At 45.4% G+C, this 11,403-nt stretch carries 14 protein-coding genes; 3 read left to right on the top strand and 11 right to left on the bottom strand.

Features of this window, described 5'->3' with window-relative positions; all coding sequences use genetic code 11:
• Positions 1-9: 9 nt before the first annotated feature.
• Positions 10-1,392, bottom strand: a complete 1,383-nt coding sequence (locus HNR77_RS11015) for a sensor histidine kinase (protein ID WP_184183702.1) — start codon at positions 1,390-1,392, stop codon at positions 10-12.
• Positions 1,389-2,066, bottom strand: coding sequence for a response regulator transcription factor (locus HNR77_RS11010; protein ID WP_184184209.1), 678 nt, complete (start codon positions 2,064-2,066; stop codon positions 1,389-1,391). The genes HNR77_RS11015 and HNR77_RS11010 overlap by 4 nt, the downstream gene beginning before the upstream one ends.
• Positions 2,067-2,480: 414 nt before the next feature.
• Here HNR77_RS11010 and HNR77_RS11005 point away from each other — a divergent pair, with 414 nt between their 5' ends.
• On the top strand, positions 2,481-3,464 hold the full coding sequence (locus HNR77_RS11005; protein WP_184183699.1) for a cation diffusion facilitator family transporter: 984 nt from the start codon (positions 2,481-2,483) through the stop codon (positions 3,462-3,464).
• 173 nt (positions 3,465-3,637) lie between these two features.
• On the opposite strand, the gene HNR77_RS11000 is transcribed toward HNR77_RS11005, so the two are convergent.
• The 5 genes from HNR77_RS11000 to HNR77_RS10980 form a co-directional block, all read right to left on the bottom strand.
• On the bottom strand, positions 3,638-4,027 hold the full coding sequence (locus HNR77_RS11000; protein ID WP_184183696.1) for a VOC family protein: 390 nt from the start codon (positions 4,025-4,027) through the stop codon (positions 3,638-3,640).
• A gap of 859 nt (positions 4,028-4,886) precedes the next feature.
• Entirely contained in the window at positions 4,887-5,753 is an 867-nt protein-coding gene (locus HNR77_RS10995) for an aminoglycoside phosphotransferase family protein (protein WP_260410501.1), read from the bottom strand.
• Between the two features lie 66 nt (positions 5,754-5,819).
• Positions 5,820-6,143: a hypothetical protein gene (locus tag HNR77_RS10990; protein ID WP_111272548.1), complete on the bottom strand. Its 324-nt coding sequence runs from the start codon at positions 6,141-6,143 to the stop codon at positions 5,820-5,822.
• Positions 6,144-6,212: 69 nt separating this feature from the next.
• Positions 6,213-6,752, bottom strand: coding sequence for an HAD-IIIA family hydrolase (locus HNR77_RS10985; RefSeq protein WP_184183691.1), 540 nt, complete (start codon positions 6,750-6,752; stop codon positions 6,213-6,215).
• Between the two features lie 67 nt (positions 6,753-6,819).
• On the bottom strand, positions 6,820-7,029 hold the full coding sequence (locus HNR77_RS10980) for a hypothetical protein (protein WP_184183688.1): 210 nt from the start codon (positions 7,027-7,029) through the stop codon (positions 6,820-6,822).
• Positions 7,030-7,166: 137 nt separating this feature from the next.
• On the opposite strand from HNR77_RS10980, the gene HNR77_RS10975 reads away from it, so the two are divergent.
• Together HNR77_RS10975 and HNR77_RS10970 are read left to right on the top strand one after the other, a co-directional pair.
• Entirely contained in the window at positions 7,167-7,679 is a 513-nt protein-coding gene (locus HNR77_RS10975; RefSeq protein ID WP_184183685.1) for an RNA polymerase sigma factor, read from the top strand.
• Positions 7,679-8,749: an anti sigma factor C-terminal domain-containing protein gene (locus HNR77_RS10970; RefSeq protein WP_184183682.1), complete on the top strand. Its 1,071-nt coding sequence runs from the start codon at positions 7,679-7,681 to the stop codon at positions 8,747-8,749. Before HNR77_RS10975 ends, HNR77_RS10970 begins: the two co-directional genes overlap by 1 nt.
• Positions 8,750-8,880: 131 nt before the next feature.
• Here the strand turns inward: HNR77_RS10970 and HNR77_RS10965 are convergent, their stop codons facing one another.
• The 4 genes from HNR77_RS10965 to HNR77_RS10950 form a co-directional block, all read right to left on the bottom strand.
• A complete protein-coding gene (locus HNR77_RS10965; RefSeq protein WP_184183679.1) occupies positions 8,881-9,744 on the bottom strand; it encodes a DUF4085 family protein in 864 nt (287 codons plus the stop codon).
• Positions 9,741-10,259 carry a hypothetical protein gene (locus HNR77_RS10960; RefSeq protein WP_184183677.1) on the bottom strand — a complete coding sequence of 173 codons (519 nt, stop codon included), beginning with the start codon at positions 10,257-10,259 and terminating at the stop codon, positions 9,741-9,743. The genes HNR77_RS10965 and HNR77_RS10960 overlap by 4 nt, the downstream gene beginning before the upstream one ends.
• Before the next feature lie 58 nt (positions 10,260-10,317).
• Complete coding sequence (locus tag HNR77_RS10955; protein ID WP_221443806.1) at positions 10,318-10,707, bottom strand: hypothetical protein; 390 nt, start codon at positions 10,705-10,707, stop codon at positions 10,318-10,320.
• 69 nt (positions 10,708-10,776) lie between these two features.
• On the bottom strand, positions 10,777-11,400 hold the full coding sequence (locus HNR77_RS10950; protein ID WP_260410500.1) for an NUDIX hydrolase: 624 nt from the start codon (positions 11,398-11,400) through the stop codon (positions 10,777-10,779).
• Positions 11,401-11,403 lie beyond the last annotated feature (3 nt).

Here is an 11,403-nt window from a genome sequence, read left to right as displayed (position 1 = left end):
AATAACTCATTACATCTGCGGAAGAGTTAACGTAAATACCGTGCCTTCGGCTGAACTGGACACTTCAACTGTGCCGTGATGAAGACGAATAATTTTCTGCACAATCGCAAGGCCCAGACCAGTCCCGCCGGAAGAACGTTCACGCGCATGATCCACCCGGTAGAAACGGTCAAACAGGAACGGCAAATGCTCCGCTGCAATCCCGTCCCCCGTATCCTGAATATGAACAACACACGCCGTCTCCGTCTGCTCGGCTCGAATCTCAATGCTCCGACCTCTAGGTAGATGCTGCACGGCGTTACCAAGCAGGTTCATCCACACCTGCATCAGCAGCACTTCATTGCCCGTAAGCGTTATAGACTCAGGTACAGACATGCGCAGGAGCAGCTCCTTGTCCTCCAGCTGCCACTGCAGCACTTGAACAGCCTGACGGAATTGAGCTCTCAGCGAAAAAGTCGTTCGAGTCAGGTCTTCATGTCCCTGTTCAAGCGAAGATAACAGCAGCAGCTGTTTACTTAGCAGGGACAGATGCCGGCTCTCTTCTTCGATAATAGACGCATAGTGCTCGCGTTCCTGTTCCGGTAATTCCCGATCCGCCACCAACTGCGCAAATCCCTGAATAGAGGTTAAGGGTGATTGAATCTCATGAGATACGTTGGATACAAACTGCTGACGCGCCTGATCCACCCGCTCCAATTCACGACTCATTGTCATAAAATGCTGGGCCAGCTGCCCGATCTCATCACGTCTTGCTGTATTTAATTTCAGGTTATAATTGCCTTGCGCAATGCGTTTTGTCGCTTCGGACAGACGTTCAATCGGATTCACCAGATAACGCGTGCTGAACAGAAAGATCAGGACACTGATACCCACCGTTAATGCCCCAATGAGTGCAAAGAAAATCCGCAGTTCTCCAAATTGCAAAATAACATCGGGACGCATGAACATGGCATAACGAGCATCACCCACTTGCAGCGGAACCCCCACCGTATTGCTTAATTGATTATCGAAAAATCCCGTAATAAATGGTTGGCTCGGAAACTCGGCCACGCCATGATACACCTTACCGCCCAGTACCTGACGAACGGCCTGTGGATCGAGATCCTTTTCGCGGAATTCACGTCCGTAGAACTGATCGGAACCTTGACCGTCGGTGACATAGATTTCGTAACCTAATGCCGCTGCGTTGTGAAGATATCGCTCCACCGTATCAGGCTTGGACTGCTCTTCGGCAAATTCTTTCATATCCATGGCAATCCCGACCAGCTTCTCATCGTTAAAGTCTTTAAGCTTCGCGTGGTAGTAAATGTTGGAGAAAAAGAACCCAAGCATACTACTGACGATAATCACCGCCACCGTAATGAGAAATATCCGAACGTACAACGTTCTCAATGCGCTTTCACCTCGATCTTGTATCCGATGCCCCGCACCGTCTGAATCACAAAATCGTCCGCATAATCTGTAAACCGGTCACGCAGCCGCTTGATATGTACATCCACAGTTCGGTCGTCCCCTTCATAATCCGCTCCCCAGACAAGTCGGATGAGCTCATCCCGCGAGAACAGACGCCCTGGAAACTGGGCAAGCTGGGACAATAATTCAAACTCCTTCATCGGTAAAAATAAAATCGACTCCCCGTCGCTCACCTCCACATTGTTGCGGTCAATCACAATCCGGTTCATGCGAATCATATCACTGGAGGTACGATGATATCTGCGAAACAAAGCTTTGACCCGATACACCATTTCCTCCGGCTCAAACGGTTTGGTCACGTATTCATCCGTACCCCGCAGGTACCCTTCTTTCTTGTCCGCCAGCTGATCCCTTGCGGTCAGCAATATAATAGGAATGTCGTAATGCTGACGAATGTAATCACACAGTTCGAGTCCGTCCATGCCTGGCATCATGACATCCAGAATCGCCAGATCAATGGGTGTCTCCTGTATGATTTTGACCGCCTCGATACCATCCTGTGCTTCATGAACCCGGTATCCCTCCTTCGTCATCACATGGCGTAGCAGTGCACGAATATTGGCATCATCGTCTGCCAACAGCAGATGTTTCATCTCGTTGTCCGCCCTTCTATAATCATCCTGCCCCGATGGTAGCACAAACAGAAAGCAATTTGCCAGTGCAGCTGCCAGTATCATTTGTCTGTACCGATCCATGTTTACATTTCCTCAAATTGGGTTGACACTACTGTAGGACGGAATTATAATAAACACATAACATATGAGTAATTGTTCATATGTTCATATTAAATAAAAACAGTTGTTTATCGGGGACAAACAGCAGTAGCATTGAAACATGTAACATAACTCTATTCAGGACAACAAGATATATCATATAAAGTGATTGTTACAACAACCTGCAACAGAACCCCACGCATTTAAAACTTGCAACACGTAACAAACATGTCTCACTCAACTGCAACAGGCTACTTACATAACGGAGCAAGGCTCCCAAGGAGAGGATTTTCAATGTCAGGACACCAACATAGTCACAATCATGGGCACGACCATGGACACAATCACGCACATGGCACCAATAACAAAAAGGTACTGCTCTTTTCCTTCATTATCATTACCTTTTACATGATCGTAGAGGCCTTCGGAGGATTCATCACCAACAGCCTGGCACTCATCTCCGATGCAGGCCATATGCTCTCGGACTCCATCGCACTCGGAATTGCTTTACTCGCGTTCACATTCGGGGAAAAAGCCGTCAATGCAGGCAAAACCTACGGTTATAGACGCTTTGAGATTCTGGCAGCAACGTTAAACGGCGTTACGTTAATTGCTATTGCGCTTTACATTTTCTACGAGGCCATTGGGCGCTTCATCAACCCGCCTGAGGTTGCAACGATGGGCATGCTGATTATCAGTACAATCGGATTGCTTGTGAACATTCTGGTTGCCTGGATTATGATGCGCGGCAGTGATACGGAGGGCAACCTGAACATGCGGGGGGCATACTTGCATGTCATCAGTGACATGCTGGGTTCCATCGGCGCGATCGCCGCTGCTCTCCTGATGATGTTCTTCGGCTGGGGCTGGGCTGACCCGCTGGCGAGTGTCATTGTGGCGGTGCTCGTATTGCGTAGTGGGTATTATGTCACCAAGTCTTCTTTGCACATTCTCATGGAAGGCACACCTGCCAACGTGAATGTCAACGATCTGGTGCAGACAATCCAGCAAGTAGAAGGCGTCAAAGGAGTACACGATGTGCACGTCTGGTCGATCACCAGCAACCTGAACGCATTGACCGCCCATATCGTGGTGGATGGCACGATGGATGTATATGCGTCCGAAATTCTGGTGCAGAAAATCGAGCACCTGCTTGAACACAAAGAGATCAAACATGTGACACTTCAGGTTGAGTCTGAAAAACATCTTCATGACACCTCGGTCCTCTGCACCGTAAAAGGTGATGCACCCGATGCGCATGCGCATCACCATCATTAAGTTTGTCACAAGCAAATTGCCTGCCCATATCAGATAAAAAAAAAATAAAACAGGACGATTCCCGTAAATAGGATCGTCCTGTTTTTTGAGCTGCTGTAATGATAATGTCAGCGCTGCGTTGGCATAGCATTAGCTTAGCGTTAGCGTTGGCATTAAAGTTAGCTCTATGCCGTTTATGCTGGTTTTACTGCAATCCACTCCAGAAATTCCAGTCGATTGCCAAAAGGATCATTCACATAAAAGCGCCGGACTCCCTCATCCGTTCTTGCCTCGTCGTCAACAACTTGAAGGTTGTGCAGACGAAGGTGCTCACGCAACTGTTCCAGGTTCTGTACATGAAATGCCGGATGAGCCTTGGTAGCAGGTGCAAAATCCTGCTGCACACCAATATGAACCTGATGATCGCCACACTGAAACCACACACCGCCGCGTTTCTGCAGCAGTTCAGGCTTTGCAATCTCAGTCCAGCCCAATATCTGATGGAAAAAATGCCGAGCCTCTGCCTCACAGCCGACAGGGGCTGCCAGCTGAACATGGTCAATGCCGTTGAAATGAAAGTTCATGTTTATTCATCAACCTCCCACTTAGTTTCATTTGATGAAACTAAGTTTCGTTTTATAATTCCATTTTATAGATAAAAGAGCAATAAATCCAGTTTAATTTTCAACAAAACACATCTAGCACATGGAATCTCTTTTCCATGCTACGGATGAGGCACCTTTTTCTTGTCATCACTCACAGAGGATTTGCCAAGCGCAATACCAAGTTCATCAGGAGTATCCACAATAACCTCGCAGCGTCTGGTGCGCTAACGATCTGTAGAAGCCTTATTCAGGCGAATTTGGGCTCCCCCAAATTCTAACGATTCACAGAAACGCTATTTAGCTATTTTTCGTAGAAAAAAGGGCAATTTTGAGCTTTTTAGATGGAATAAGCTTCCTAGGAATCGTTAGAATTCTGACACCCCTGATTCAGGGCAAATAAGCTTCCTGAGATTCGTTAAAATTGTAGTTCATTTCTGAGCCTGACCATATCGGTATTATTCAAGAAATATGAAGAAATATAAACAATGACAAGAGCCCTGACACAAAGCCAAGGCTCTCTACATCACAACTTTTACTTTTACTTTTACTTTTACTTTACTATTCTCCTTAATGTGACCCTTACTCTTATCCCGCAACCCATACCCTAACTATTAACCGTACTATTACAGTAAACCTAACTCTGACGGCCTCTATTACTCTAGTCCAATATAAGCCTGCAACTCTCCCTTTTGTCCCAACAATTAATCAGCCGTGAGAATACGATCATTAACCAGTGCTTTCAGAAAAAAGTGCAAAGCGACAAGCTATCGGGGCAGGTCATCTGAGCTTCTGAACTCAATCGTGTTGTTTGGCGGATAATAATCGAATAACCATGCTATCATTCATCCCACTCCTGTGCTGTGTGCATTATGTGCTGTCTCCACTCATTCCACGCTCGGAGATACTCTGGCAGGTCTTGCGGATGATGTTTGTTACTAAGCCCGATCCGGCAGTATAAATGAACCATCGCTTCCTCCATCAATCTGGATTGATGCATGTCGACATGCTCTAACTGCTCGAATACATCCCACAACAACGCCGGGTCAAGGTCATCGGGCGAGGAACAAAAGGCGTACAGAAAATCATAAAGAACCGGGCCCACCATGGGAGACGGATCGATAACCCCGATCAATTCCTTTTGCTCAAACACAAAATTATGAACCCCTGTATCCCCATGCAAAAGAAACCTCGCGTCCTCATGCTTCTGAAACAGACGATTGACGAGAATTTGAACCAGATCATAATCTTCCGTGCCAAGCACGTCACCCAGATTCTCTCTGGCCTCTTCAATACTAATCAGGTTGAATTCCCTCCACGTCCTGCGCGGAAGCTCCATTCTTCCCCATGACGCTGTATCTGCCACACGCACATATGTATTAAACAGTTCTTTGACCAGCCGGGTTAACCAGATCTTCTTTGGTCCCCGATTGTAATGAGTTTCACCCGTCATATAGCTGTATACAAAACAGGTGCTGTCCGAGCCAGTAAAGAGAAGGCTAGGCAGCAGCCGTACATCACTGTACGTCTCCAGAAACTGCCGGGCAATGTGGATTTGTTCTGGATCATCCCACTTCAAAATATACTGCTCACCCGAGCTTGCACGCAGCCTGAGCACCCGTCCTGCCGTCGTGCCCGACATCATTTCAGCTTCTACAATTGCTTCATCAATCCGATGTTCCTGAAACAGCTTGTTGATATCTTGCATGTGTTGGTTGTTATTATGCATATATACTCCTGTTTTCTTTTATACTCTGAAATCATAGGCTGATATCTAGCCCTTCTCGAACGGATTATCCGCACTGGTCACTTCCTGTATAATTACGATTGGATCGGAGATCAAGCCTAACTCGTCATCCTTGGGATACGTTACTGCAATAGTAGGTTCAGGCCCGGCAAATGCCATCATCGACTCCATATCCTCCCACATCGTGCACAGGAAAAAATGAGCATAGGCCCCCTGCTCTACCACTTTTAAATACGCTCCGCGATTTCCTTCTACCGCCAACGTATCTTTTACCCCTGTTTCATACTCATATTCGAGAAAAGCTTCCTTATTCTCCAGCGGCACCGCTCCATGCCATGTTCTGGCGATCATACAACCACTCCTAACCTCAAACTCGGTCCATTTTTCATTGTAACATGTGCAATAAACCGGCTGTACAATTTACCCTTTATTTCCAACAATCCAATGTACTGCTTCCAAAATATCTGCGGCAATATATTCCGGCTCAGTCTCCGCCCATTTATCTCTGAATCTCGTTAATGAAGATTCGCCCCAGCCTGTTCTCACCATAATCTTGGTCGCTCCTACAGCATGAGCAGCAAGCATATCCGTCTCGCCTACGTCACCAATAACGATGCACTTCGTCAGATCCAAACCATGCTGCGCTGCGGCCTGAAGCAGCATGCCTGGTTTAGGTTTTCGACAGCTGCATTCTTCCTCATGAGAGCAAATATAGGCCTGATCGAAGCCATATTCCTGAAACTGCTGCTCAAATTCCTGAACTGTCGCTTGTCCGCGTGAAATTCGATGTTGGTTGGTAAGGGCAAATACCTTCATTCCGTTTTGCTTTAAGAGCATAATCGCTTCCTGTGCATTCGGATACAACTGAAAATCTCTCGGATGAATAAAATGTCCCGTACCTCCGATGGTGCCATCTCTGTCAATAAAAACAGCTTGAATGTCTCCATTTGCATACATCATATTCATTCACTCCCGCTCAAGTTATGGTCCGAGCCTACTGTCCAATCAACATATGCATTTTCTACCGTTACACCTTTTCATCAATAATATGTTGGCTGTGCTGCTTGGACTGCTCAAGTCTCCTGACTTCGGCTCGCAGGTCACGTACTTCCTTCATCAGCGTATCCAGTTTTCCTGACGTTTGAGACGAGTCCACAGCATAACGCGCGATCCCGACAATTAACAGAATGAAAATAATACTTACGAGAATCCAGATTAATGCTGTAAACAATTCCATAATCATCTCCTTGCTGACTATTAGCTCATATATCTGACATAAGCGCAATGCAATGCATGTAATTCCTAATCTTTTAATTTTATTGTAACATTTTTCAAATCCACCCGTTGTCTTAGTGAAGGAGGATGAAACCTGGAATGAGGAGTGATTTATATGCAGAACTATTCAAACAGTACCAATCCTCCCTGTATCTCTATCTTTATCGAATGTGTGGATCACAGGAAATCGCCGAGGAGTTAGTTCAGGAAACCTTTTACAGAGCTATGATATCCATGAAAACGGAACATGCTGACTATGCCAGAGCATGGTTGTACAAAGTAGCCCGGCATTTATTTATTGATTGGTATCGAAAGCATCGCGGGGAAATGGAGATGAATAGGGAACTGGAGAAACAATGTATAGAAAATACATACCGTTCGCCCGAGGAGGTACTCGTTGCTCATGAACAAATGAAGCTCATTGAGAAGGTAATAAAGAAACTTCCCGAACAGTATCGAACTGTACTGCTGCTTCGCGAGATGAATGAGCTTTCTTACAAGGAACTTTGCGAAATTCTGGATATGACGATGAGCCAGGTTAAAGTTTCCCTGTTCCGCGCCAGAGCACGTTTTAGAGAAGAGATGAGACAGATGAAAGGAGAGAATGAATAATGTCCAAACCAGATGTACCAGATGATCTGCATGCGCTCCATCAAGATGATTATGAAAACCAACGCCCTGAATGGAGTCATAAGCAGTTCAAACGAATGATATGGAAAACAAGGTTAAAGCTGTTTCTCAATGCAGGGGGAGCTCTGTTTCTCTTATTTATGCTCTATCATGTTTATATCTCGGTTCTGCATATTTATTTTGATCAATCCAAGGTACGTAATGAGTTCATGCGATCCATCATTTCGGTGGTGGAGATGAACGGTGACGGACTTCGCGTGGAAAAAAAAATTCAATTACCGTTTGAAGTGACTCCCTTTCTAACACAAAAGACAAATCTTAAAGTGTATCGTCTCGTTGGCTCATGGGAAGTGATTACTGGCGAGATTCAAGCCGAGCTCAGTATTACGGGGAAATTCAGCTATAAGATCACCAATACAGGTGCGTATCTGAATGGCAATAATATTGGCCCGTTCTACCTTCCCTACGCTTTGGTGGATGGCAAGCCTTCATCTGATGACTCTGAGGAAAATGGCAGTCTCAAGCAGCTTCGTAATCTGGATGACGGTCATGTTGCCGAAATGTCCATCTCTTTGAAGAATCTGAAATCTCCCGAGCAACTGATGCAGCTTCTGTCCAAATACGATATCGGCGTAACGGCCATGCCCATCTATTCAGGTGAATTGAAGGAGAAAAATCTTTCCTATTCGAGAGCAGGCATGTTTGACTACAATATCCCACATCTTAGCTTGAAACCACTCTATGAAATCAAAGACGATAGTGGCAGATGGTTTAACTATTTTCCTACAGAATCCAAAGAGCAAGAGCAGTCACAAGGAACCATGAAGGAACAAATCGAATTCATGCTTTCTGATCTGGAATGGATGTCCAGCCATCTCGATTACAGCGGAGTGGAGCTGGATCAGAGGCGTCTGGCCTACTTGAAAAAGAACGGTGTGCAAGTATACGGTGCCGTTGTAACGGGGCCTGTACGTGAACTGCAAAAAATCGCTAAAAATCCGGAATTTCATCATTTCCATTTGAATCGGGTAGAGATATGGAATTGGGAATAGAATAACAACCTTTAATTGGAAAAGAGATCATACCTCCTCTGAACAGGTATGACCTCTTTTCTTACATACAAGAATTACAATAAACGCAGCCGAAACACAAAAGGTAAACACCATGCTGATCACATTTCGGATTACTCTATCTCGGCAACAATATCAGTGCAGCGTACAATTAATTCCGACATTGGTTCTCCGTTTAACAAAACATGCAACTCATATTCATTGTCGATTTGGTAGAGCTCTTCATAGAGCCAGTATTTGCCGACAACCGCGCCTTCTTGCTTGAGAATTTTGGCTGCTTTCAGCGTTAGTTTACTGAATTCAGTAAAGCCGCCTCTTGAGTCGAACTGCAGAACAAGATCATCGCCGTTCAACAACGTTGTCACAATACAATCATGAAATTGCAACTGACGGCGAACATCAACTGGAATCCCCTGCTTCTCTACGTCCTCCCGGTACTCCTGCAATACACGTTCCATCTCTTTCATATTTTCTTCACTCTTTTTCTTGAGCTGCTGCTTGACCTCGCGTGTGCAATAACCCAAGGAGAATACACGAATATCCGCAATCTGCTCTACAATCTCCGCGGGCAAGCGCTCCGCATGGTTCTTGTAATTCCATTCCATGGCTTCCTTGTAGTCTTCTTTACACTGCTTCTCATCAAAATCAGGACGAGCATCGTACTCGGCAATCAGCTTCTCGATATGGGCACGCTCTTCGGGAGGCATCTGATACACAAGTTGATCTTCCTCCGTCACCTCTTCCCCGCTAAATGCTTTGTCTACCCGGGTCATGACCTGACCATCATGCTCCAGCATGAAACGTGGATCGGTATTGTATACATCGCGCTGGAGCTTTACATGCTCTTTTTCCTTCCGTTTATACAGCCGCTCATAAAGAGCTTCGTCCAGTGAAGCCGCTCCTTTATGTACTCTCATGCCAAAATGAAGCCCTGTCTGCTGACAAGTCTCGTACCACTCTTTTGTTAAAATTTTCATAGGCACCTCTCCTGCTCGTACAGCTTTTTAATCTGTGATGCAAATTTGGCTGCACCAGGGATATGTGTCCGTTTAAAATACGCCGTTAACTGCTTCGGATGATTTTTGACCATATCATATTCGATGACCGTGTGGGCGACGACTGATCTTGTGAATCCCAAAATCTCCACCACTTCCGACCGATCCCCTGCTTCCAGTTCCTCGCCCGCTGCGAATTCTCCATCCGGATCATCATGCAACTCTTCACTAAACGTTAACCTGGCAACCACATATGACATAATGGACGCCTTATCCTCGGCGATCTGCCCCATAATCCACTGTACACATTCCTCTTCCGTTGGAACATTGCCCTCAGAGCCCTCCAGAACATACTTCCATTCTCTAAAAGAATCCATCAGGATAGGTGCTTCATAACTGGCATGTTCAACAAATTTCACCTGAGGTTTAAGCTGAACGAGTTCAGCTATCCTATTTTGATACCAATCGCTGGTTAGAAATTGCTCTATGGTTTTCATCGCCATTCCTCCAGAATCTCCAGTCTAAACACTGCTTATATTCAACAGACGTATTCTGCTACGCCAAGGTTTGGAAAAATTTATGCTTTATCTCTTTGTCGTTCCGCGCGGCCCATTCATGGACGGCTTCTACGCCTGCAGTCTCTTGATCTCTCTTAAAATAAAAGCATAAATCCATTGGCACAATCCGTTTGCCATAGAGTTTAAACCCGATTCGTCTGTAATTCATATAAATGCATTCAATCTGAGACGCGTCGTATTTCTGTAGTTTGGTAGAGATCACATGATCTGCTTCCAGCGTAATGTTCGGTTTGGAGAACAGCACACGCCGAATGAGAAAAACAATATAAACTAAAATATAAACAAATAAGAATAAACCAAAGTATTTTAATACACCATTTCCACTAAAAAAAACACTTCTGGATAAAATGACCTCAATCATCAGCATACACATCAAGTTTAACAATGCTCTTGGATAAAACGTATTAAATGTGATGAGATATCCCTCCTACTCTATTCAATCTCCATTAATCTTCAACCACTTGGAAGGAGCCTTTTTGGCAAAATGCTTTTCGACAAAGTCCAGAATATCATCAATGCCGGGCAAGGCTGCGTGCTGCTTCGCTTCTTCAAACGTCATCCAACGGTGCTCGCTATGCTCATGATTTAACTGGACAGGCTGATCCTCACGCACATACCCTACAAAGACAGGAGCCATATAAATATAATCCTCTGTCGGTGAATAGAACTGCTCGAACTGATTCGAACTATATAAACGTACCTCCGTGATGCCCGTTTCCTCCCGGATTTCGCGAAGCGCGGCTTCCCATGCCTTCTCACCATACTCTATACCGCCACCGATATAACACCATTCGTTATGCAGCATCCGGCCAGCTCGCTTGAGCATCAGCACATGGTACTGGTCCAGATACTTTTTCATCAGCACAGCAGCAACTCCTTCACAACGGATCGGCACGGTCTGTTTAGATGGATCGGTTGAGTGTGCCGGAGTATCCTTTGTGGACTGATCAGCTTGTGCAGCCTTAATGGCTTGCGTATTTTGGTGAGAATGGCCTAATTGATCCGCTTGATTCGTTTGATTCGCTTGGTTTACGCCTTGAGCATTTACGGTATCGTCCATTTG

It is taken from the genome of Paenibacillus sp. JGP012, from assembly GCF_014203995.1.
Taxonomy (GTDB): domain Bacteria; phylum Bacillota; class Bacilli; order Paenibacillales; family Paenibacillaceae; genus Paenibacillus; species Paenibacillus silvae.
The sequence above is the reverse complement of the archived record's forward strand: the minus strand, read 5'-3'. Positions and strand labels throughout refer to the sequence as shown.

Excerpts from the sequence above, each read along its gene's own strand:
- HNR77_RS10980 (WP_184183688.1), bottom strand. The coding sequence starts at position 7,029 with ATGGAATTGTTTACAGCATTAATCTGGATTCTCGTAAGTATTATTTTC.
- HNR77_RS10960 (WP_184183677.1), bottom strand. The coding sequence starts at position 10,259 with ATGAAAACCATAGAGCAATTTCTAACCAGCGATTGGTATCAAAATAGG.
- HNR77_RS10970 (WP_184183682.1), top strand. The coding sequence starts at position 7,679 with ATGTCCAAACCAGATGTACCAGATGATCTGCATGCGCTCCATCAAGAT.
- HNR77_RS11010 (WP_184184209.1), bottom strand. The coding sequence starts at position 2,066 with ATGAAACATCTGCTGTTGGCAGACGATGATGCCAATATTCGTGCACTG.
- HNR77_RS10985 (WP_184183691.1), bottom strand. The coding sequence starts at position 6,752 with ATGATGTATGCAAATGGAGACATTCAAGCTGTTTTTATTGACAGAGAT.
- HNR77_RS10995 (WP_260410501.1), bottom strand. The coding sequence starts at position 5,753 with ATGCAAGATATCAACAAGCTGTTTCAGGAACATCGGATTGATGAAGCA.
- HNR77_RS10990 (WP_111272548.1), bottom strand. The coding sequence starts at position 6,143 with ATGATCGCCAGAACATGGCATGGAGCGGTGCCGCTGGAGAATAAGGAA.
- HNR77_RS10955 (WP_221443806.1), bottom strand. The coding sequence starts at position 10,707 with ATGCTGATGATTGAGGTCATTTTATCCAGAAGTGTTTTTTTTAGTGGA.
- HNR77_RS11005 (WP_184183699.1), top strand. The coding sequence starts at position 2,481 with ATGTCAGGACACCAACATAGTCACAATCATGGGCACGACCATGGACAC.
- HNR77_RS10965 (WP_184183679.1), bottom strand. The coding sequence starts at position 9,744 with ATGAAAATTTTAACAAAAGAGTGGTACGAGACTTGTCAGCAGACAGGG.
- HNR77_RS10975 (WP_184183685.1), top strand. The coding sequence starts at position 7,167 with ATGAGGAGTGATTTATATGCAGAACTATTCAAACAGTACCAATCCTCC.
- HNR77_RS11000 (WP_184183696.1), bottom strand. The coding sequence starts at position 4,027 with ATGAACTTTCATTTCAACGGCATTGACCATGTTCAGCTGGCAGCCCCT.
- HNR77_RS10950 (WP_260410500.1), bottom strand. The coding sequence starts at position 11,400 with ATGGACGATACCGTAAATGCTCAAGGCGTAAACCAAGCGAATCAAACG.